Raw genomic sequence first — 22181 nt, forward strand, 5'->3', positions numbered from 1 at the left:
ACCAGGAGACACCCACCATGCGCGAAGCCGTCATCGTTTCCACCGCCCGCACCCCGCTGGCCAAGTCGCACCGCGGCGAATTCAATGCCACGCCGGCCGCCCAACTGGCCGCGTTCTCCGTCACTGCAGCCGTCGAGCGCTCGGGCGTGGACCCCGCCATGTTCGAAGACTTCATCCTGGGCTGCGGCAACCCCGACGGTTTCCAGGGCCGCAACCTGGGCCGCCAGACCGTGCTGCGCGCCGGGCTGCCGCTGTCGGTGGCGGGCACCACGGTCACGCGCTTTTGCGCCTCGGGCCTGCAGTCCATCGCCATTGCCGCCGGCCGCATTGTGGCCGAAGGGGTGCCAGCCATGATCGCGGGCGGGGTGGAAACCATCTCGGGTATCCGCCCAGGCAACAACCTGCCCACCGACATGGACCCCTGGCTGGTGGAGCACAAGCCGGCCCTCTACATGACCATGATCGACACCGCCGACGTGGTGGCGCACCGCTACGGCATCTCGCGCGAGGACCAGGATGCGTTTTCGCTGCAAAGCCAGCAGCGCACGGCCGCCGCGCAGGCCGCTGGCCGGTTCGACGATGAAATCGTCCCCTGCACCACGCGCATGGCCGAGAAGAACAAGGACTCGGGCGAGGTCACCTACCGCGAGGTGGTCGCCACGCGCGACACCTGCAACCGCCCCGGCACCACGCTCGAAGGCCTGCTGGCGCTGGAGCCTGTGAAGGGCCCCGGCCAGTTCATCACGGCCGGCAATGCCTCGCAGCTGTCCGATGGCTCGTCGGCCTGCGTGCTGATGGAAGCCAAAGAGGCCGAGCGCCTGGGCCTGCAGCCGCTGGGCGCTTTCCGCGGCATGGCCGTGGCCGGCTGCGAGCCCGATGAGATGGGCATCGGCCCGGTGTTCGCCGTACCCAAGCTGCTGGCACGCCACGGCCTCACGGTGGAGGACATCGACCTCTGGGAGCTCAACGAGGCCTTTGCCTCGCAGGCCCTGTACTGCCAGCGCCGGCTGGGCATCCCCATGGAGCGGCTCAACGTGAACGGCGGCGCCATCTCCATCGGCCACCCCTTCGGCATGACGGGCGCACGCTTGGCCGGCCACATCCTGCTGGAAGGCCGGCGCCGCAAGGCCAAGTGGGGCGTGGTGACGATGTGCATCGCCGGGGGCATGGGCGCCGCCGGCCTGTTCGAAATATTCTGAAGCGAGGCACGACATGGATCTGCAATTCACCCCTGAGGAACAGGCCTTCCGCGAGGAAGTGCAGGCCTTTCTGAAAGACCGGCTGCCCGCCGCGCTGGCGCACAAGGTCAAAGCCGGACAGCGCCTGACCAAGGCCGACCAGGAGGAGTGGCATGCCATCCTGAACGCGCGCGGCTGGCTGGCCAACCACTGGCCTGCGCAGTACGGCGGCCCGGGCTGGGGTGCGGTGCAGAAGTTCATCTTCGACAACGAGTGCGCCGTCGCGGGCGGGCCGCGCATCGTGCCCTTCGGCGTCAACATGCTGGGCCCGGTGCTCATCAAGTACGGCAACGAGGCACAAAAGCAGTATTGGCTGCCGCGCATCCTGAGCGGTGCCGACTGGTGGTGCCAGGGCTATTCCGAGCCGGGCTCGGGCTCGGATCTGGCCTCGGTCAAGACCACGGCCGTGCGCGGGCTGGATGCGCAGGGCGCGCACTACATCGTCAACGGGCAGAAGACCTGGACCACCCAGGGCCAGCACGCCAACATGATCTTCTGCCTGGTGCGCACCGACCGCGAGGCCAAGGCCCAGTCGGGCATCAGCTTTCTGCTGGTGGACATGGACACGCCGGGCGTGGAAGTGCGCCCCATCCGCACGCTCGATGGCGACCGCGAGGTCAACGAGGTGTTCTTCACCGACGTGCGCGTGCCGGCCGAGAACCTGGTGGGCGAGGAAAACAAGGGCTGGACCTACGCCAAGTACCTGCTGACGTACGAGCGCACCGGCATCGCCGGCGTGGGCTTCTCGGTGGCTGCGATGGAAAAGCTCAAGGTGATTGCCGCCAAGGTGCAGCGCAATGGCCGCCCGCTGGACCAGGACCCGCAGTTCGCCACCCGCATGGCCAAGGTCGAAATCGACCTGGAGAACATGAAGACCACCAACCTGCGCGTGATCGCCGCCGTGGCCGGTGGCGGGGTGCCGGGGGCCGAGAGCTCCATGCTCAAGATCCGCGGCACCGAGATCCGCCAGGAAATCCTGTCGCTGATCCGCCGCGCCATGGGCCCCGCCGCCCTGCCCTACATCGAGGAGGCGCAGCACCAGGACCTGGATGCGGCAACCTCCGGCCCCGCCGAGGCGGCCACGGCCGCGGCCAACTACTTCAACTACCGCAAGCTGTCGATCTTCGGCGGCTCCAACGAAATCCAGAAGAACATCATCTCCAAGATGATCCTGGGCCTGTGAGGCAGCTGCCATGAACTTTGAACACACCGAAGACCGCCGCATGCTGGCGGACACCCTGGACCGCTTCGTGGCCGGGCAGTGCCCCATGGAGACCCGCAATGCCATCGCCTACGGCAGCGCCGGCATGTCGGGCGCGCTGTGGGGGCAGTTCGCCGAGTTGGGCGCCATAGGCGCCCTGTTCCCCGAAGCCGATGGCGGCTTTGGCGGCGCCGGTTTCGACATCGCCGTGGTCTTCGAGGCCCTGGGCCGGGGCCTGGTGGTGGAACCCTTCCTGGGCGCCCTGCTGGTGGGCCGCGCCCTGGGCGCCGTGGGGACGCCCGCGCAGAAGGAGCGCATCGCCAGCCTGATCGACGGCAGCACCGTGGCCGCGCTGGCGCACGACGAGCCGGGCAGCCACTACGAACTGGCGCGCGTGGCCACGCAGGCGGTGCGCAAGGGCCAGGGGTGGGTGCTGTCGGGCGCCAAGGCCGTGGTTGTGCAGGGCGGCGCGGCGCAGTTGCTGCTGGTCTCGGCCCGCACCGCGGGCGCGGTGGACAGCGAGGATGGCATGTCACTGTTCCTCGTGCCGGCCGATGCGCCGGGCGTGGAGCGCCGGGGCTATGCCCGCATCGACGGTGGCGGCGCCGCCGACATCACGTTCACCAACGTGGAACTGGGCCCCGATGCGCTGCTGGGCACCGAAAGCCAAGGCCTGGCCACGCTGGAGCTGGCCGTGGGCTGGGGCGTGCTGGCCCTGTGCGCCGAGGCGCTGGGCGCCATGGAGGTGGCCAAGAAGGACACGCTCGAATACCTGCAGACGCGCAAGCAGTTCGGCGTGCCCATCGGCAGCTTCCAGGCGCTGCAGCACCGCATGGCCGACCTGCTGCTGGAGGTGGAGCAGGCGCGCTCGGCCGTGATCAACGCCGCGGCCGCCATGGACGGCGAGCGCCTGGCGCGCGAGCGCGCGCTGTCGGCCGCCAAGTTCACCATCGGCCGCATCGGCGCACTGGTGTCCGAGGAAAGCATACAAATGCATGGGGGCATCGGCATGACCTGGGAGCTGCCGCTGTCGCACTATGCCAAGCGGCTGGTGATGATCGACCACCAGCTGGGCGACGAAGACCACCACCTGGCGCGCTACATGGCGCTGGGCCAACCCGGCTGACGGCGGGCACACAAGGAGACTGAACATGGCGACCACCCAAGAACCGGCCCAGGGCCTGGACCTGCCCCTCGAAGGCGTGCGCGTGCTGGACCTGTCGCGCGTCTTCGCCGGGCCACTGTGCGGCCAGGTGCTGGCCGACTTCGGCGCCGAGGTCATCAAGGTCGAGCACCCGGGCCGCGGCGATGACACGCGCGACTGGGGCATGCGCATCGGCAAGACCGAGACCACCTACTACAACAGCATGAACCGCAACAAGCGGTCCATCACGCTGGACCTGCAGAGCCCACAGGCCTTGAAGATCATCCACAGCCTGCTGCCGCAGGTCGACGTGGTGATCCACAACTTCAAGACCGGTGGTGCCGAAAAGCTGGGCCTGGGCTATGAGCAGCTCCGGGCCATCCGGCCCGACCTGGTCTACTGCGCCGTGGCCGGCTACGACGCGAGCGGCCCCGAGGCCAAACGCCCCGGCTACGACCTGGTGATCCAGGGCGAGGCCGGCCTGATGGCGCTGAACGGCGAGGCCGAGCAGCCGCCGCTGAAGTTCGGCGTGGCCGTGGTGGACCTGGTGACCGGCATGCATGCCGCCCAGGCCGTGCTGGCCGCCCTGTTCCGCCGCGAGCGCACGGGCAAGGGCCGGCTCATCGAGATGGCGCTGTACGACTGCGGCATCATGGTCACGGGCTACTACGGGCTCGATGCGCTGCAGCTGGGCCGCGACCCGGCGCGCTACGGCAACGCCCACCCCTCCATCGTGCCCTATGGCATGTTCGAGGCGGCCGACGGCCCGCTGATCATCGCCGTGGGCAACAACACGCAGTTCGACAAGTTCTGCCGCGCGGTCATCGAGCGGCCGGACATCGTCGAAGACCCGCGCTTTGCCACCAATGTGGAGCGGGCCAAGAACCGCCCTGCCCTGGTGCCGCTGCTCAACGGCATGATCCGCTCGCTGCCGCGCGATGTGCTGCTCGAACGCATGGCGGCGGCCGGCATCCCCTGCGGCAAGGTCGCCGGCCTGCACGAAGCCCTGACCAGCCAGCGCACGCGCCAGAGTGGCCTCGTGCAGGACATGCCCCACCCCGTGACCGGCACCACGCCCGTGTTCGCCCCGCCCTACCGCCTGGACGGCCAGCGCCTGCCTGTGCGCAACGCCCCGCCGACGCTGGGCGAGGGCACGCGCGAGGTGCTGCAGCGCCTGCTGGCCCTGGGCGAGGACGAGCTGCAGCAGTTGCAGCAAAGCGGCGTGCTGACCCTTCCATCCGCCTGATGCCAGACATCCACAACACCGAGACAAGACCATGAGCACCTCTTTCAACCGCCGCACCGCCCTGCAAGGCCTGGCCGCATTGGGCAGCGCAGGCCTGCTGGGCAGCAGCCTGGCCCAGCCCGCCAAGGACGCCTGGCCGGCCAGCCTCCTCAAGCTGGTCGTGCCCTTCCCGGCCGGCGGCCCCACCGACACGGCCTCGCGCATCGTCGGGCAGAAGCTGGCCGAGCGTCTCAAGCAGGCCGTGGTGGTGGAAAACCGCCCCGGCGCCTCGGGCTCCATTGCCGCGCTGCAGGTGATGAAGGCCGAACCCGATGGCTACACGCTGATGATGCTGGCCACCCCCACTCTGCTGGCGCCCCACCTGTACAAGAAGGCGGGCTACGACACGGTGAAGGACTTCGCCCCGGTGGCCACGGTGTACGACCTGCCCATCGTCGTGGTGGTCAACCCCACGCAACTGCCGGACGTGACCGATCTGCGCAAGCTCATCGCCCATGCCAAGGCGCAGAAGGCCCCGCTCAACTACACCAGCTCGGGCGCGGGCAGCTTTGGCCATCTGAGCATGGAACTGCTCAAGCAGATGGGCGGCTTCGACATGCAGCACGTGCCCTACAAGGGCGGCGTGCCGGCCATTACCGACACCATCGGCGGCCAGGTGCCGGTGATGTATGCCGACCTGGTAGCGGCCCTGCCCCACATCAAGGCGGGCAAGCTGCGCGCCATCGCCATCGGGTCGCCGCAGCGTGTTTCCATGCTGCCCGATGTGCCGACCATTGCCGAGCAAGGCTTCAAGGGCTATGACGCCGTGTCCTGGGGCGGCCTGCTGGCCCCCGCGGGCACGCCCAAGGCCGTGGTGGAGCGCATCGCCAATGAGGTGCGCCAGATCCTGGCCGACAAGGAGATCCAGGAGAAGCTGCTGAACGCGGGGGCCATTGCCCGCTTCCAGGACCCAGTGCAGATGGGCCAGCATGTGCAGCAGGACTATGCCAAGTGGGGCCAGTTGATCCGCGACAAGGGCATTGCCCCGGAGTGAGACGAGCATGAAGACACGCATCACCGAACTCTTTGGCATTGAGCACCCCATCATCCAGGGTGGCATGCACCATGTGGGCCTGGCCGAGCTGGCGTCGGCCGTCTCCAACGCGGGCGGCCTGGGCATGGTCACGGGGTTGACCCAACGCACGCCCGAGCTGCTGGCGCGCGAGATCGCGCGCTGCCGCGCCATGACGGACAAGCCCTTCGGCGTGAACCTGACCTTTCTGCCCTCGGTCAACCCGCCCGATTACCCCGGCTATGTGAAGGCCATCATCGAGGGCGGTGTGAAGGTGGTCGAGACCGCGGGCAACAACCCGCAGAAATGGCTGCCGGCGCTCAAGGAGGCAGGCATCAAGGTCATCCACAAATGCACCTCGGTGCGCCATGCGCTCAAGGCCCAGGCCATCGGCTGCGATGCGATCAGCGTCGACGGCTTCGAGTGCGGCGGACACCCGGGCGAAGACGATGTGCCCAATTTCATCCTGCTGCCGCGCGCCGCCGAGGAACTGGGCATCCCCTTCGTCGCATCGGGCGGCATGGCCGATGGGCGCTCGCTCGTGGCCGCGCTGGCCTTGGGGGCCGAAGGCATGAACATGGGCACGCGCTTCATTGCCACCCAGGAGGCGCCGGTGCACGAGAACGTCAAGCGCGCCATCGTCGCGGCCAGCGAACTCGATACGCGCCTGGTCATGCGCCCGCTGCGCAATACCGAGCGGGTGCTCAGCAACGCTGCCGTGGAGCGCCTGCTGGCCAAGGAGCGCGAACTGGGCGCCGCCATCACGTTCGAGGACATTCTGCCCGAGGTGGCCGGCGTCTACCCGCGCATCATGCAAAGCGGCGAGATGGATGCCGGTGCCTGGTCCTGCGGCATGGTCGCCGGTCTGATCCACGACGTGCCCACGGTGCAGCAGCTGATCGACCGGACCATGGCCGAGGCCCACGCCCTGATCCACGAACGCCTGGCCGGGCTGGCCCGCTGAGCATTCCTTCATCCCTAGAAAGCATTCCATGAAAATCCTCGTCCCCGTCAAGCGCGTGGTGGACTACAACGTCAAGGTCCGCGTCAAGTCGGACAGCACGGGTGTGGACATCGCCAACGTGAAGATGAGCATGAACCCTTTTGACGAAATCGCCGTCGAAGAGGCCGTGCGCCTCAAAGAAAAAGGCCTGGTCACCGAAGTCATCGCCGTCTCCTGCGGCGTGGCCCAGTGCCAGGAAACCCTGCGCACCGCCATGGCCATCGGCGCCGACCGCGCCATCCTGGTGGAAACCCCCGCCGACCTGGATCTGCAGCCCCTGGCCGTGGCCAAGCTCCTCAAAGCCCTGGTCGGCAAGGAACAACCGGGCCTCGTGATCCTGGGCAAGCAAGCCATCGACGACGACGCCAACCAGACCGGCCAGATGCTGGCGGCCCTGGCCGACCTGCCCCAGGCGACGTTCGCCAGCAAGGTCGAACTGGCCGCCGACAAGGTCAGCGTCACCCGAGAAATCGACGGCGGCCTGGAAACCCTGTCCCTGTCCCTGCCCGCAGTCATCACCACCGACCTGCGCCTGAACGAGCCCCGCTACGTCACCTTGCCCAACATCATGAAGGCCAAGAAAAAGCAGCTCGATACCGTCAAGCCCGAAGACCTCGGTGTGGACGTCGCTCCGCGCCTCAAAACCCTGAAGGTCAGCGAACCGCCCAAGCGCGGTGCCGGCGTCAAGGTGGCCGATGTGGCCGCCCTGGTCGAGAAACTCAAGAACGAAGCGAAGGTGATCTAAATGTCGGTACTCGTTATTGCTGAACACGACAACGCCAGCATCAAGGGCGCGACCCTGAACACCGTGACCGCCGCAGCCGCCTGCGGTGGCGACGTGCACGTGCTGGTGGCCGGCCACAACGCCGCTGGTGCCGCCCAAGCAGCTGCACAAATCGCGGGTGTCGCCAAGGTCATCCATGCCGACGCCGCCGGCCTGGCCCACGGCCTGGCCGAAAACGTCGCCGCGCAAGTCCTGGCCATCGCCAGCAACTACAGCCACATCCTGTTCCCCGCCACCGCCGGTGGCAAGAACGTGGCCCCCCGCGTGGCGGCCAAGCTCGATGTGGCCCAGATCAGCGACATCACCAAGGTGGTCTCCCCTGACACCTTCGAGCGCCCCATCTACGCAGGCAACGCCATTGCCACCGTGCAGAGCCAGGACGCCACCAAGGTCATCACCGTGCGCACCACGGGCTTTGATGCCGCAGCCGCAACGGGCGGCAGTGCAGCCACCGAAACGGCGGCGGCAACAGCCGACGCGGGCAAGAGCAGCTTTGTGGGCAGCGAGATCGCCAAGAGCGACCGGCCTGAACTGACCGCCGCCAAGATCATCGTCTCCGGTGGCCGGGCCCTGGGCAGCAAGGAAAAGTTCGACGAAGTGATGACCCCGCTGGCCGACAAGCTGGGCGCTGCGATTGGCGCCAGCCGTGCGGCGGTGGATGCGGGCTATGCACCCAACGACCTGCAGGTGGGCCAGACGGGCAAGATCGTGGCGCCGCAGCTCTACGTCGCCGCGGGCATCTCCGGGGCCATCCAGCACTTGGCGGGCATGAAGGACTCCAAGGTGATCGTGGCGATCAACAAGGATGCGGAGGCGCCGATCTTCAGTGTGGCCGACTATGGGCTGGAGGCGGATCTGTTCACGGCGGTGCCGGAACTGGTCAAGGCGCTCTGACCCGTCGGCCGCCCTCACCAAACCAGGAGACACGCATGCACAAGAACGAACCTCTCAATCGCCGCCGCCTGCTGGTAGCTGCCACGGCCGGCATCGCAGCCACAGCCGCACCTGCCTGGGCCAACACCCCGTGGCCGAGCAAGCCGATCCGCATCGTCGTGCCGTACACGGCGGGCGGCTTCACCGACCAGATGGCGCGGCTGCTGCAGGTCGGGCTGCAGCAGGCGCTGGGGCAGCCCATCGTCATCGACAACAAGCCGGGTGCCAACAGCATCATCGGCGTGGATGCGGTCGCCAAGGCCGCGCCCGACGGGCACACCTTTGCCGTGGTGATCGCTGCCTATGCGGCCAACACCACGCTCTACCCCAAGCTGCCCTACGACCCGAAGAAGGATCTGGTGGGGGTGTCGCTCATGGGGGTGTCGCCGCTGGTGGCCGCCGTAGCCACGAATGCGCCGTACAAGACCATGGCGGAGCTCGTGGCCTACGGGCGTGCCAACCCGGGCAAGCTGAGCTACGCGTCCTCGGGCGCGGGTTCGGCCGCCCACCTGACCTCCGAGCTCATGCGCCTGGTCACCAAGGTGGACATGGTGCATGTGCCTTACAAGGGCGCCTCCCCTGCGCTGGCCGACCTCATGGGCGGGCAGATCCCCCTGTTCCTGGACCCGCCACCCAACCTGATCCAGCCGGCCAAGGCCGGCAAGATCCGCCTGATCGGCGTGGCCAGCGACAAGCGCGTGCCGGCGCTGCCGGACGTGCCGACCTTTGCCGAGCAGGGCTACCCCGGCATCGTGGGCAGTACCTGGGCCGCCATGCTGGCGCCGGCCGGCGTGCCGCGCGAAATCGTGCAGCGCATGTCCACCGAGGTTGCGCGCATCATCCGCAGCGCCGAGGTGTCGCGCCGCCTGGAGCAGAGCATGGGCACTTTTGCCGAGGGCTCCACCCCGCAGGAGTGCGATGCCTTCATTACCGCCGAAACCGCCAAATGGGCCAAGGTCATCCGTGAGGCGGGAGTGGTCGTGGACTGATTCAGCCAGATAACGATTGCTCTTGGCGCCTATGCGCCGCATCTGCTTTTTCCTACAAGGCCAGACCCGCCCGCTCCGTACGATCCGTCATCCCTGCCGCTGCGGCTGATCGCAGCCAGGCCCCTTTTGGCCAAGAGGTGCCGCCATGATGACCGACTCGCAAAACCTGTTCAGCATGGCCCAGGCCCTGCCTGGCGCGCTGGCGTCCCTGGGCTCTGCGCCGGTCTTGCGGCAACTGCGCTACCTCGTGGACAACGGATTGGCGGATCTGCCCCCGCCCGGTGCGGGCCGGACGCTGGAGCGCTGGCAGGCGCTGAGCCTGGTTGCCGGGCACGATCTGTCGCTGGCCCGCCTCTACGAAGGCCATACCGAAGCGCTGGCCCTGCTGCGTGAAATGGGCGGCGAGGCCGGTGTGCGTGGAGCCGTCTGGGCCCACTGGACCGCAGAATCTCCGGGCCGCCGTGTGGCGCTTGGCGTTGCAGGCCAGGGTGCCACGCTGTCGGGCTCGCGGGCCTGGAGTCCCGGCGCGCTGGGCGCCAGCCATGCGCTGCTCACCGCCTGGCTGCCAGGACAGCAGGCGCCGCAGCTCGTGGCGGTGGAACTCGACCACCCCAGCGTCACCATCCACAGCGATGCCTGGCATCCCGTGGGGCTGCCCGACACCGGCAGTGCCGATGTGGTGTTTGACGGCACGCCTGCCGTGCTGGTGGGCGCCCCGGGCGAGCACCTGCGGCGGCCCGGCTTCTGGCAGGGCAGTGCCGGCACCGCGGCCTGCTGGTATGGCGCTGCACAGGCCCTGGCCCGGGTGCTGTACGCGGCCGTGCAACAGTCCTCGCCCACCCATCCCAGCCATGGCGCCCGCGCCGCGGCACTGTGCAAGGTGGATGCGGTGCTTGGCAGCACTGCGGCCCTGCTGCGCGAAAGTGCCGCCTGGATCGATGCCCACCCCCTTGCCGACGCGATGACCGTGGCACTGCGCGCCCGCGAAGCGGCCGAGTCGGGTGCCCGCAAGGTGCTCAAGGAGGTCGGCCATGCGCTGGAGGGCACGCCCTGGTCCCGCAACGCCTTTTTCGTGCGGATGGTGACCGATCTGCCGCTGTTCATGCGCCACAGCCAGGGCGACCGCAACGACGCCGCCCGCGCCAGCGCCCTGCTCGCCCAGCAGCCGCCGCTGTGGGCACTGTGACCGCAAGCGAGGCGTGTTTCGCTCTGTTCGCGATGCTGTCCTACAGCCCAAGGCCGTACCCCGGCCTACCATGGGCTTGTCGATACCGCAGTCGACATCCCCCACTTGCTTCACCGCAAGCAGAAAGCCCGCTTCGTGCGGGCTTTCTTGTTGGTGTGTTGCACTGCATCGAAACCCCTCCCGGCCCAGGGCTGTTGCGAATCGTTGCCTGCCTTCCCGTGCCGGCGGTTCAGAATGCGCTGTCACCAAACACGCGGGGGTCCTATGCCGATGGAGTACCTGAAAGTGATCGCTGGCGAGATGTTTCCGTTCGACGTGGACGATGAAGCCGGCGTGGACATGCTGCGGGTGCTGGAGGCTGCCGGCATGGTGGAGGTGCAGTTCGCGCCCGGGCGCGGCAGCCCCGCCCGTGTGGTCGCCGTCACCGGCCTGGGCCGGGCTTCGCTGCTGGCCGAAACCGCCAAGCAGGTGATCCGACGACAGCGCAGCCCCGAGGTGTCATCGGCCTGGGCAGCACTGTCCTGAGGCGGCAGGGCCCGCAAGGCTTTTTCAGGCGCTGACCACCACCGGCCGCACCGGCAGGCTCGGCGCTTCGGCGCGCTGCCGGCGATCTGCAGCCACCGTCCTTCCCCCATCGTGCCGCTCCAGGCTCACGCGGGCCGGCTCCAGCGCGAACAGGATGGCGCGCCGGTGCTCCGGCGTGGCAAAGCTTTCACCCGGGGCCAGCACGATGTCGCGTGTGTCGTGGTCCAGCGTGACCCAGATGCTGCCGCTCTGGCAGCGGATCTGTACGCCTGCAGCGTCGGGCACGCTGTGCAGGTCCCTGTGGGCAAGTTCAAGCACCATGGTAGGCCTCCTTGGCATTCATCGATGGAATGAATATAGTGAGCAGCCACGCTTGGCTCAAACGGTCATTTGGAATCCTTCGCATGCCAATTCAGAATGTGAAAGTGGCTTCTTCGGCGATTGGCCGCGATGAGCTGCCGCCGCTGGACCTGCTGCGCAGCTTCGAGGCCTCGGCGCGCCACCTGAGCTTCACCCTGGCCGCGCAGGAGCTGTTTCTCACCCAGTCGGCCGTGAGCCGCCAGATCCAGCAGATGGAGTCCTGGCTGGGTGTCGCCCTGTTCGAGCGCCGCCACCGCGCCCTGGTGCTGACCGAGGCCGGCGCCGTCATGCAGCGGGCCGCCGTGGACGCGCTGGAGCGGCTGCGCGATGCCACGGCGCGGGTGCGCGCCGCCCCGGCCCTGCGCCAGGTGGCCATGACCTGCACGCCGGGTTTTGCATCGCTGTGGCTCATCCCCCGGCTGGCGCGCTTCACCGAGCAGCACCCGGATGTGGATGTGCGCATCTCCGCCACGCTGGAGTTGCTCGACCTGGAGCGCAGCCAGCTGGACCTGGCCGTGCGCTTTTGTCCCACCGAGGACGGCCATGGCCAGCCGCTCTTCGAGGAATGGGTGGTACCCATGTGCTCGCCCCGCCTGGCCGACAACAGTGCCAATCCCCTGCTGCAGCCGGCGGACCTGGTGCGGCACACCTTGCTGGCCGTGGACCAGCACCCCGGCATGCCGCTCACGGTGGAGTGGGAGCCCTGGGCGCGGCTGATGGGCGTGTCCGAAGTGCGCATGAAGAACACCGTGCGCTTCACCCAGTATGCCGATGCCGTAGCGGCCGCCATGCAGGGCCAGGGCGTGGTGATCGGGCGCCTGCCGCTGCTGGCCGAGCTGGTGGACAGCGGCCGCCTGGTGACGCCGTTTGGCAGTTGCGCCGCGTCGCAGCGCGGCTACTACGTGGTGCCCAGCGCCCGCGGGGCGGTCAACCCCGATGCGCAGGACTTCGTGCGCTGGCTGCGCAGCGAGGCCGAGGCCGCTCTGGCGCCGCAGGCGGCCATGGCCTGAAATCCCGCGCCTGGCCGGGCGGCTGGGCGTTGTGCGGTAAAAGAGCGCCAGTTCCGCTCCATCCCTGTTTGCTGTGCCCATGTCCAACGCGCGATTGCCTTCGTTCAAGTTCCTGATCGGTTTCGAGGCCGCTGCGCGGCTGGGCAGCTACTCGCGTGCGGCCGAGGAGCTGTGCGTATCGCAGTCCGCCGTGAGCCACCAGATCGCCCAATTGGAATTGCAGCTCGGGCAACCCCTGTTCCGGCGCAAGGGCCGCGGTGTCGAGCTGACGGTGGCCGGGATGCTGCTGCACGACAGCGTGGGCAAGTCGCTGGAGCAGATCCGCCATGGGCTCAGCCGCATCGAGACCTACCTGGACGACGGGCTGGTCACCCTGGTCTGTCCGGCGCCCATCGCCAGCGGCTGGCTGCAGCCGCGCGTGGAGCAGCTGCGGCAGGCCCACCCGGCGCTGTGTCCCATCATCTCCATCGACGAGAGCGCGCGCTTCGTCGACGAGCTGGACGTGGACATCGCGATCACCCGCGAGCCGCTGCGCCAGGAGGGGGTGGTGGACATGCCCTTCCTCACCGATGAACTCATCGCCGTCGGCCCGGCCGGGCTGCCCGAGGGCGCCGACATGGAGCTGCTGTGCCTGGAAGAAGACCTCACAAGCGATCGCATCGGCCCTTTCATCCGCGAGCACTTCGGTGGTCTGCGCAAGGCCGCCATCTACGACGACCCCCGCCTGGTGCTGGATGCGGCTGTGCGCGGCCGGGGCATGGCGCTGGTGTCGCGCCTGCTGGCCGACGAGGCGCTGCGTACCGGGCAGCTCAAGGAGCTGCCGACGTACCCGCGCTTTGCGCTGGGCACCGTCTGGATCGCGCGCGCCGAAGGACCCTTGCGCCTGCCGCTGGTGCAGGATGTCTTCGACAGCCTGCTACTGATGGCGCAAGATAATCCCAAAACATGAGCTGTATTGATTATTTTCATCAGAAAACATCAGTTGTGTAGATAAGTCCTGCTCCGCAGAATCGCGGTTCTCTTGGCAGCAACCTCTTTTTTGCATGACGACACGACGTATTTTTCTGGGCCTGGGTGGCCTTGGCCTGGTGGGCGGGCTGGTGAGCGCCTGTGGTGGCGGGGCTGAGCCCGCGGACGAAGCTTCGGTACCGCCCGTGGCCCGGCCAGCACCCACGCCCGGCACGGGCTGGCAGATGCCGGATGAAGGCAGCGCCCAGCGCGCTGTCTGGATGGCTTTCGCGGCGCGCGAATCCGTCTGGGGCGCAGAGCTGCGCCAGCCGGTGCAACAGGACCTGGCACGCATCGCCAATGCCATCGGCCGCTATACGCCGGTGCGCATGCTGGTGAACTCCTCCGACCTGGCCACCGCCCGGCAGCTGTGCAGCGCCAAAGTGCAACTGATCGAGCACCCCATCGACGACCTGTGGATGCGGGACACGGGCTGTGTCTTCGTGCGCAATGCCCGGGGCGAGCGCGCCGGTATCAGCTTCAACTTCAATGGCTGGGGCAACAAGCAGCCCCATGCCCGCGATGCCACGGTGGCGGCGCGCATGGCCGAACTCACGGGCGTGCCCCTGGTGCGCAGCCGCCTGGTGGCCGAAGGCGGCGGCATCGAGGTCGATGGGCAGGGCACCGCCATCATCACCGAGAGCTGCGTGCTCAACGGCAACCGCAACCCGGGCCTCACCAAGGCGGCGGCCGAAGACGAGTTCAAGCGCCTGCTGGGCGTGGAGAAGATCATCTGGTTGCCCGGCATTGCCGGGCGCGACATCACCGATGGGCACACCGACTTCTATGCCCGCTTCATCCGGCCGGGCGTGGTCGTGGCGGCACTGGACAACGACAGCGAATCCTTCGACCATGCCGTGACGCGGCGCCACCTGGAGCTGCTGCGCTCGGCCACCGATGCCCGCGGGCGTGCGCTGCGCATCATCCCGCTGGAAACCCCGCGGCGGGTGCGCAACACCTATGCGGCGCGGGACTTTGCGGCGGGTTACGTGAACTTCTTGCTCACGGACAAGGCCTTGTTCCTGCCCGAGTTCGGGGATACCGTGGCCGACATCGCGGCCCGCGATGCACTGGCGGCCGAGTTGCCCCGGCACCAGATCGTGCAGCTGGACATCGATGCCATTGCCGCGGGCGGCGGCGGCATCCACTGCACGACCCAACAGGAACCCGTCTGAGGAGCGCCGCATGCCTTTTTCCCCCACCCGCCGCCGCCTGCTGGGCGGCATCGGCCTCGCCCCCCTGGGCCTGGCAGCCAGGAGCGCAACGGGCGCCGCGGCGCCCGAGGCCTGGCACATGCCCGATGAGGGCGACCCGCACCAGGCCACCTGGATGTCCTTCGGCCCGCACGAGCGGGTCTGGGGCCGGCGCCTGCTCACGCCTGCGCGTGAACACCTGGCCGGCATTGCGCGCGCCATTGCGGCCTTCGAGCCCGTGCACATGCTAGTGCGTGCGCAGGACCACGACCTGGCCGCCCGCCTGTGCGGCGACCAGGTGCAACTGGTGGTGCAGCCGGTGGATGACCTGTGGATGCGCGACACCGGCCCGGTCTTCGTGCGCGACACGGCAGGCGCGGCCGGGCAATGGGCGGGCGTGGACTTCAATTTCAATGGCTGGGGCGGCAAGCAGGAGCATGCGCGCGATGCCGAGGTGGCCGGTTTCGTGACCGAAGCCGCCCAGGCCCAGGGCCTGTGCACCCCGCTCGTGCTGGAGGGCGGCGGCATCGAGGTCGATGGCGCGGGCACCGCCATCATCACCGAGAGCTGCGTGCTCAATGCCAACCGCAACCCCGGTCTGGGCAAGGCCGTCTGCGAGGCGGAACTCGCGCGGCTGCTGGGTGTGCGCAAGATCATCTGGTTGCCGGGCATTGCTGGCCGCGACATCACGGACGGGCACACGGACTTCTATGCCCGCTTTGCGGCACCGGGGGTGGTGGTGGCCGCGCTCGATGAAGACCCTGCTTCCTATGACCATGCCGTGACCCGGCGGCACCTGGAGATTCTGCGCCAGGCCACGGACGCGCGCGGGCAGCGGCTGCGTGTGGAAGTGCTCAAGGCGCCGAGAACGGTGCGCCCGCGCTTCGAGTCCGACGATTTCGCTGCCGGCTACGTCAATTTCTACCTGTGCAACGGCGCCGTCATCGCACCGCAGTTCGGCGATGCCAGGGCCGATGCCAATGCCCGGGCGTTGCTGCGCGAGCTGTTCGCGCGGCGCGAGGTGGTGCAGCTGGACATCGATGCCATCGCGGCGGGCGGCGGTGGCATCCATTGCACCACCCAGCAGCAGCCACGCTGACCCTCGGGCCTTGCTTACTTGCGCTGGCGCTGCTGCAGGCCGTAGGGCACGTGGTCGTTGGCCGCGACGAAGGGTTCGTGCAGCACCTTGCGCCGGGGTGGCGCGGCGCTGCCCGCCTGCAACACGGCGGGTGCCTTGACCTGCACGGCCGCCCGGCCATCGGCTGCCCTGCCCATTTCGAGCTGTACCGGGTCCTGGCCGGTCTTGCGGTGGTGCAGCCAGGCCACCTCCGAGATCTCGGCATGCTCGGCAATCACCAGGCCCAGCAGGTCGGTGAAGGCCCGGGCGCTGCCCTCCTGCCATTGCACCTGGATGGTGAAGCACTGGCCATTGTTGGAGCAGTTGATGGTCAAGTACGGGTTGGCCTCATGGGCCTTGGCGGCCTGGGCCCGGGATTTCAGGGCCTGGTTGCGCAGCAGTTCGAGCGATGCACCAGGGTCTTCCTCTCCGAGCACGGAGCTGTCGATGGGAGCGGGTGGCGGAACGCGATGGAGACGGGACATGGGATACCTCACCTGAAAAGGCGCCGGCCTGTTCTCATCGGCATGAGATCCGGCCCGGCAGCGTTGGAGCGATGTCCTGCCCGTTGACCCCTGCGGGGTGCCGGGCAATCGATGGCACCATCGTGATCCCGCTGCGCCCTGCCGGTTGTAGGACAAGCGCCGGCCGGTGCGCCATCTGCGCGCGGCAATCGGGCTTCAGTCGCCATGGGCGACCCCGGCCTTTTTCCGGGCGCCGCTGACCATCTCCTGCACCCACTGCACCAGCACGGTCGTGTAGTCCTGTTTCCACTCGGGGCGGGTCAGCGCGTGGTCCGCACCGCTGATCACCCGGTAGGTCATGGAGCGGGTCTGCAGGAAGGCGGCGCGGTAGTTCTCCAGCACCGGGTGGGGCACGACATCGTCGTGCTCGGACTCGACCAGCAGCACGTCGCCCTGGAACTGCGCGCTGGCCGCCAGCGCCCGGTTGCTCTGCGGCGCGATGGCGCGGCTGCGGTAGGCGGCGACCTCCTCGCGGTTGAGCCTGATCTTGGAGACCATCCAGTCCTCGTCCTTGTACAGCGCGGGCGCCCGAAGGGCCATCCAGCGCACGGGCCGCAGCGCGCTGAGCACGGCGGCCAGGTAGGCGCCGTAGCTGGTGCCGACCACCAGCACCGAGGCCGGGTCCACTGCCGGGTGGCCCACCAGCAGGTCGTAGGCGGCCAGCATGTCGTTCAGGCTGTCCTCGCGCGTGACGCTCTCGCGCTCGGCCCGGTCATTGGCGTGGCCGCGCAGGTCGAAGGTCAGGCAGATGCAGCCCAGGGCCGCGATCTGGTGCGCCCGGTCGATGTACTGCTTCTGGCTGCCGTCCCAGCCGTGCACCAGCATCACCCCGGGCACCAGCACGTCGGGTGCGACCAGGGTGCCTTCGATGCTGCGGTTGCCCACCGGGATCCGAATGCCTCTATGCCGTGTGGTCATGGATTTCCAGCGTGGTGTACTTGGTCAGGGGGCCGGCTTCGGGATCGATGCCCTGGTAGTACAGCGTGGCACCGACTGGAATGGGCTGGGGCGCGCCGAATTTCTCGACACAGCTGGCGCGCACGCGCCGCAGACCCGGGTTGTGGTGGAAGGCCTCGAGCGCCGCGACCTCGGCGCCGCTGGCCCCGCCCACGCGCCAGGACTGCTCCAGCACGCCCGAGCACCATTGGCCCGCTGCGTTCAGGCCCTGGGCCACGTCGTAGTTGATGCGCGAGGCGAAAAAGCCCGGGTAGCAGGTGCGCACGGCCTCGTCGTAGGCCAGGGCCTGGGTCACGGCGTCGTGCAGCGGGCCCGAGGGGGTGCTGGCCAGCAGGGCATGGAAATCGCCGCGCACCACCGTGAGGTCCGAGCCGCCGTAGACCAGGGCCCCGTGGTTGTCGGGCGTGAGGCGCTGCGAGCCGTAATAGGAGGCCTGCAGGCCCGCCACCCGCACCTGCCCGATGCTCAGCGTTTCCACCTCGGTCAGGTTGTGCTCGAGCACCACGCCGTCCTTCTCCAGCAGGCTGTCGCCGAGCGCGTTCAGGCAGACCTCCAGGGCCGCCATGGTGCTGGCGACGGTCTGCCCCCGGCCGCCCGTCTCGCCCACCGGCTTCACCCGCAGCGGCCCCAGGGCGAACAGCGCGTCGCCGGCGCGCAGCGCATCGGCGCGCGAAAAGGCCGCGTAGCCGGGCAGTACCGAGCGCTTGACCAGGCGCGAGAACTCGGGGTTCCAGCCTTCCGGGGCCGCGGCTTCGAATGACACCAGGGGATGGGTGATGGCCTTGGTGGCAATGAAGGCCTGCGGCACGACGCCGCCGAAGAAGTCGTCCGGCCCATGCACCCCCAGGGCGTGCGCGGTGGCCACGCCCACCAGCGTATCGCTGGGCACCAGGTAGGTTCGGCCCTGCCAGATGGGCTGGGGCAGTTCGTCCAGGCTGTAGGCGCAGCCCTTGATGTCGGCCAGGCGGCGCACCAGTTCCTGGCGCGTGGCCTGTTCATGGGTGCTGGCGTGCCCGCGCAGTCCCCGGGTGAAGGGCATGACCGTTTCCTGGGCTTCGCGCCGCCGCAGCGCCAGTGCGCTGTGGGCTGCCTCCAGGCCGAGCGGAAGCTCCGATGGGTAGGATGTCATGGCTGGGCCCTCCAGGCTGGGTAGGCGCGCGCCGCGAGGCAATTCGCAGGGCCGCCGTTGGCAGGTATCCGGTGCCCGGGGGCGCATGCCCCGCGTTCACCGAGATTCCATGCTATTTTTGGCGGGGGGCGCTGGCGCTTCTTGTGCGCCGCAACAGGCTGTAGGACACGGGCTACAGCGTGGAAGGAAGTCTCTCAGATCTCGAAGGTGTTCTCGGTCCGTGTGCGCGTCTCGGGCGCCACGAAGCCCGCCACCCAGCCCGGCAGTTCGTGCGCCGGCATGGGCCGCGCCAGGAAGTAGCCTTGGCCGATGTCGCAGCCCAGGGCCGCCAGTTGGTTCCAGTGCTCCTGGGACTCGATGCCCTCGGCCACCACCTTGCGGCCCAGGTCATGGGCCAGGTCGATGGTGGAGCGCACGATGACGGCAGACGCCTTGCTCTCCGTCATCTCGCAGACGAAGGACTGGTCGATCTTGATGTACTCCACCGGCAGCTGCTGCAGGTAGCTGAGCGAGGAGTATCCGGTGCCGAAATCGTCGATGTACAGCACGATGCCCAGGTCGCGCAGCGCGTGCAGCACGCGCAGGGCGCGTTCGGGCTCGCCCATGACGGTGGTTTCCGTGATCTCCAGCTCCAGCAGCCCGGGCGCCACCGGCCAGGCGGCCTGCAGTTGGCGGATGGTCTGCAGCAGGGCCTCGTCGCGCAGGTTGCGCGCCGACAGGTTCACGGCGATCGGCAGGGCCGTGCCCCGGGCCGACCACCCATGGTTGAGCTGGAGGCTGGCCTCGATCACCCATTCGGTCAGCGGCTTGATCAGCCCCGTGTGCTCGGCCAGCCCGATGAAGTCGCCCGGCATGAGCAGGCCGCGCTCCGCGTGGCGCCAGCGCACCAGGCCCTCGGCCCCGCGCACCTGCCCGGTGACCATGTCGATCTTGGGCTGCAGGTACAGCGCCAGGTCGCCATTCTCGATGGCGCGCCGCAGCTCGCCTGCCATCTGCAGCCGGTGTGCCTGGTTGTGGTGGTGGCTTTGCGCCGGATCGAACACCACATGCCCGACCCCGGCCTTCTTGGCCTGGTGCACGGCCGTGTCCATGTGGCGGTACAGGTCGTGCGGGGTTTCTCCGTGCAGGGGAAACAGGGCCACGCCCGCGGTGACGGAGACTTCCATCGAGATATCGGCAATCGCAAATGGCTGGGCCAGCACGGCGTCCACGGTGCGTACCATGGCCACGGCGGTATCGGCATTGCACTGGGGCAGCAGGATGGCGAACTCGTCGCCGCGCAGCCTTCCCACCGTCGCGGCTGCGGGCACGGCCTGGACCAGGCGGGCCCCGACTTCCTGGAGGATCTGGTCGCCATAGCAAAAGCCCAGGGCGTCGTTGATCTCGCTGAGCCGCTCCACATTGGCCTGCAGCACGGCAAACGGCCGGCCGGCTCCGATCGCGGACACCATGCCCTCCGTGAACTGCGCTTCGTTGGGCAGCCCGGTGAGGGTGTCGTAGCGGCGCATCTGCTGCATGGCCTCCTGCACCCGCGCCTGCTCGCTGCGCTGGCGCAGCGTTGCGATGCCAAAGGCCAGGTCGTCGGCCGATTCGACCAGGAAGGTGATCTCGTCGGGCTCGAAGATCTGCGACCGGTTGCTGTAGATCGCCAGCACGCCGATCACCTCGTTGTCCACCCGCAGCGGGCAGGCCAGCACCGAGGCCGCTGCCGGCATGCCGGCCAGCCAGGCAGGGCCATCGGGGCCGGGCGGCTCCCCTCCCCGGCCCACACTGGCCAGCCCCGCGCGCATGGCGTCGCCGACCACGCCCTGGCCGGTGTCACCGGCCTGCCAGCGGGCGTTCAAGGCACGCAGCCAGGGCTGCGCCTTGGCGGCGGCGCTTTCCGCCATGGGCACCAGCAGGCCGCTGGCAGCGTCCGCCGGGCGGCACCAGACCACGGCCATGGCGTAGCCGCCGGCCGTGACGATGGCCTCGCACATGCTGGAGAGCAGGCCCTGCTCGTCCACGGCGCGCAGCATGGTGCGGTTGCCGGCACTCAGGGTCTTGAGCGCCCGGGTGGTGTGCTCCAGGCGCTGCACATGGTCTTCCATCGCCGCGTTGAGCGCCAGGATCTCTTCCTCGGTCTGCTTGCGCGCGGTGATGTCGGCGCCCAGCACGTAGTAGCCCTGCACGCGTCCGTCGTCGTCGCGCTTGGGGATGCAGTCGATGGCCAGCCACATGCCCGGAAAGGGTTGCCAGTCGTAGCTTTGCCGCTCGCCCTGCAGGGTGCGCTCGATCCGCGGGGCGGCATGGGCGTAGCGCTCTTCGCCCAGGATCTCGCGCACCGTGTGGCCGGCCACCTCGTCGCGGTCCGGCGCATACAGCGCCTTGTGCTGTGCGTTGACGTAGACATAGCGCTCTTCGGCATCGACATAGGCGAGCACCGCCGGCACGCTGTTGATCACGCTGTTCAGATGGTCTTCGCTGGTGCGCAGTTGCGCGGTGCGCTCCTGCACGCGCTGCTCCAGCAGGGCATTGGCGTTCACGATCATGCGCTGGGCCTGGCGCGCCAGGGTCTCGTCGCGGAACACCAGCACCACGCCTGTCACCTCGCCCGTGCTGGCGCGGATGGGCGCGGCGCTGTCGGCGATCGGGCACTCCGTTCCGTCGCGCGCGATCAGGGTCGTGTGGTTGGCCAGCTCATGGACCACGCCGGTGGCCAGCACCTGGGCCACGGGCACCACGGCCGGCCCGCGCGTGACCTCGTTGATGATGCGGAACACCACGTCGATGGGCAGGCCGCGCGCCATCTCGAAGGTCCAGCCGGTCAGGCGCTCGGCCACCGGGTTCATGCGCGTCACGCGGCCTTCGGTGTCGGTGGCCAGCACGGCGTCGCCGATGGACTGCAGGGTGGTGGCCAGGCTTTCCTCGCTGTCGGCCAGGGCGCGCTGGGTCTGGCGGGTCTCGCGCAGCTGGCTGCTGATGAGTGCAAAGGCACCCGCCAGCAGCCCCATGAGCACCACCACTGCGATGCCATTGGCGGCAAGCAGCAGGCGGCGTGTGCGCAACTGCGCCTCGGTGCGCTCGCGCAGCAGCGCGGCCTCTTCGAACTCCAGGCCGCGCAGCAGTTCATGGATGCGGTCGCGCGTCTTTTGCAGCGGGGCCGTGGCCACGTAGGCATTGGCGGCTTCGGGGCCCTGGGTCTTGCGCAGCATCTCCACCCGGCGGGAGATGGCCAGCCGCTCGTCCACCATCTGGCGCAGCAGGGTCCAGCGCTCCTGCTGCAAGGGGTTGTCGGCCGTGAGCTGGCGCAGCTGCGACAGCATGGCCTCGCGGGCCTCGGCCGCGGCATCGCGCTCGGTGATGTGCGCGGGGTCTCCGGTGATGCGAAAGCTCTGCGTGCTCAGCTCGATCTGCAGGGTGTTGGCCCGGATGTGCGCGACGTTGCCCAGCACCTGGTGGGTATGGGCCACCCAGCCGGTCGCCTCCTCGGCATCATCGGCCAGCTTCCAGCCCATCACGGTGACACCGGCCACCACCAGGGCGGCAGCGATGAACGCGGTCAGGACCTTCGATTCGAAGCTCGAACGCAGCAATGGGCCTC

General features: G+C 68.7%; 20 protein-coding genes. 15 read left to right on the forward strand and 5 right to left on the reverse strand.

Annotation, left to right across the window (positions count from 1 at the left end; translation table 11 throughout):
* The first annotated feature begins 17 nt into the window (after positions 1-17).
* The 11 genes from HNP48_RS06185 to HNP48_RS06235 all read left to right on the forward strand — a co-directional run bounded on the left by HNP48_RS06185 (position 18) and on the right by HNP48_RS06235 (position 11300).
* The gene (locus HNP48_RS06185; RefSeq protein ID WP_184856002.1) at positions 18-1199 is read left to right on the forward strand and encodes an acetyl-CoA C-acyltransferase; all 1182 of its coding nucleotides are present in this window, start codon (positions 18-20) and stop codon (positions 1197-1199) included.
* Between the two features lie 13 nt (positions 1200-1212).
* Positions 1213-2421, forward strand: a complete 1209-nt coding sequence (locus HNP48_RS06190) for an acyl-CoA dehydrogenase family protein (RefSeq protein WP_184856003.1) — start codon at positions 1213-1215, stop codon at positions 2419-2421.
* A gap of 10 nt (positions 2422-2431) precedes the next feature.
* On the forward strand, positions 2432-3565 hold the full coding sequence (locus tag HNP48_RS06195; protein WP_184856004.1) for an acyl-CoA dehydrogenase family protein: 1134 nt from the start codon (positions 2432-2434) through the stop codon (positions 3563-3565).
* A 25-nt stretch (positions 3566-3590) separates the two neighbouring features.
* The gene (locus HNP48_RS06200) at positions 3591-4829 is read left to right on the forward strand and encodes a CaiB/BaiF CoA-transferase family protein (protein ID WP_184856005.1); all 1239 of its coding nucleotides are present in this window, start codon (positions 3591-3593) and stop codon (positions 4827-4829) included.
* A 31-nt stretch (positions 4830-4860) separates the two neighbouring features.
* Positions 4861-5862 (forward strand): tripartite tricarboxylate transporter substrate binding protein, encoded by a 1002-nt coding sequence (locus HNP48_RS06205; protein ID WP_184856006.1) that lies wholly within the window; start codon positions 4861-4863, stop codon positions 5860-5862.
* A gap of 7 nt (positions 5863-5869) precedes the next feature.
* Complete coding sequence (locus HNP48_RS06210) at positions 5870-6844, forward strand: nitronate monooxygenase family protein (protein ID WP_184856007.1); 975 nt, start codon at positions 5870-5872, stop codon at positions 6842-6844.
* 28 nt (positions 6845-6872) lie between these two features.
* The gene (locus HNP48_RS06215; protein ID WP_184856008.1) at positions 6873-7628 is read left to right on the forward strand and encodes an electron transfer flavoprotein subunit beta/FixA family protein; all 756 of its coding nucleotides are present in this window, start codon (positions 6873-6875) and stop codon (positions 7626-7628) included.
* Positions 7629-8561 (forward strand): electron transfer flavoprotein subunit alpha/FixB family protein, encoded by a 933-nt coding sequence (locus HNP48_RS06220; RefSeq protein WP_184856009.1) that lies wholly within the window; start codon positions 7629-7631, stop codon positions 8559-8561.
* A gap of 35 nt (positions 8562-8596) precedes the next feature.
* Positions 8597-9589, forward strand: a complete 993-nt coding sequence (locus HNP48_RS06225) for a tripartite tricarboxylate transporter substrate binding protein (protein WP_184856010.1) — start codon at positions 8597-8599, stop codon at positions 9587-9589.
* A 148-nt stretch (positions 9590-9737) separates the two neighbouring features.
* On the forward strand, positions 9738-10775 hold the full coding sequence (locus HNP48_RS06230) for an acyl-CoA dehydrogenase (RefSeq protein WP_260420112.1): 1038 nt from the start codon (positions 9738-9740) through the stop codon (positions 10773-10775).
* 270 nt (positions 10776-11045) lie between these two features.
* Complete coding sequence (locus tag HNP48_RS06235) at positions 11046-11300, forward strand: hypothetical protein (protein WP_260420113.1); 255 nt, start codon at positions 11046-11048, stop codon at positions 11298-11300.
* A gap of 24 nt (positions 11301-11324) precedes the next feature.
* Here HNP48_RS06235 and HNP48_RS06240 read toward each other — a convergent pair whose 3' ends face one another.
* Positions 11325-11621, reverse strand: coding sequence for a DUF2917 domain-containing protein (locus HNP48_RS06240; protein WP_260420114.1), 297 nt, complete (start codon positions 11619-11621; stop codon positions 11325-11327).
* A gap of 83 nt (positions 11622-11704) precedes the next feature.
* Between HNP48_RS06240 and HNP48_RS06245 the strand changes: the two genes are divergently transcribed.
* The 4 genes from HNP48_RS06245 (at position 11705) to HNP48_RS06260 (ending at position 15970) form a co-directional block, all read left to right on the forward strand.
* Entirely contained in the window at positions 11705-12670 is a 966-nt protein-coding gene (locus HNP48_RS06245; RefSeq protein WP_184856014.1) for a LysR substrate-binding domain-containing protein, read from the forward strand.
* A gap of 79 nt (positions 12671-12749) precedes the next feature.
* Entirely contained in the window at positions 12750-13619 is an 870-nt protein-coding gene (locus HNP48_RS06250; protein WP_184856015.1) for a LysR family transcriptional regulator, read from the forward strand.
* Positions 13620-13713: 94 nt separating this feature from the next.
* Positions 13714-14853 carry an agmatine/peptidylarginine deiminase gene (locus tag HNP48_RS06255; RefSeq protein ID WP_260420115.1) on the forward strand — a complete coding sequence of 380 codons (1140 nt, stop codon included), beginning with the start codon at positions 13714-13716 and terminating at the stop codon, positions 14851-14853.
* Positions 14854-14863: 10 nt separating this feature from the next.
* The gene (locus HNP48_RS06260) at positions 14864-15970 is read left to right on the forward strand and encodes an agmatine/peptidylarginine deiminase (RefSeq protein WP_184856016.1); all 1107 of its coding nucleotides are present in this window, start codon (positions 14864-14866) and stop codon (positions 15968-15970) included.
* Between the two features lie 14 nt (positions 15971-15984).
* Here HNP48_RS06260 and HNP48_RS06265 read toward each other — a convergent pair whose 3' ends face one another.
* The 4 genes from HNP48_RS06265 to HNP48_RS06280 form a co-directional block, all read right to left on the reverse strand.
* Positions 15985-16473 (reverse strand): hypothetical protein, encoded by a 489-nt coding sequence (locus tag HNP48_RS06265; protein WP_184856017.1) that lies wholly within the window; start codon positions 16471-16473, stop codon positions 15985-15987.
* A 195-nt stretch (positions 16474-16668) separates the two neighbouring features.
* Positions 16669-17430, reverse strand: coding sequence for a S9 family peptidase (locus tag HNP48_RS06270; RefSeq protein WP_184856018.1), 762 nt, complete (start codon positions 17428-17430; stop codon positions 16669-16671).
* Complete coding sequence (locus HNP48_RS06275; RefSeq protein WP_184856019.1) at positions 17414-18598, reverse strand: DUF3182 family protein; 1185 nt, start codon at positions 18596-18598, stop codon at positions 17414-17416. The genes HNP48_RS06270 and HNP48_RS06275 overlap by 17 nt, the downstream gene beginning before the upstream one ends.
* Before the next feature lie 194 nt (positions 18599-18792).
* Complete coding sequence (locus tag HNP48_RS06280; RefSeq protein WP_260420116.1) at positions 18793-22173, reverse strand: EAL domain-containing protein; 3381 nt, start codon at positions 22171-22173, stop codon at positions 18793-18795.
* Between the last annotated feature and the right edge of the window lie 8 nt (positions 22174-22181).

The organism is Acidovorax soli, from assembly GCF_014207955.1.
Taxonomy (GTDB): domain Bacteria; phylum Pseudomonadota; class Gammaproteobacteria; order Burkholderiales; family Burkholderiaceae_C; genus Acidovorax; species Acidovorax soli_A.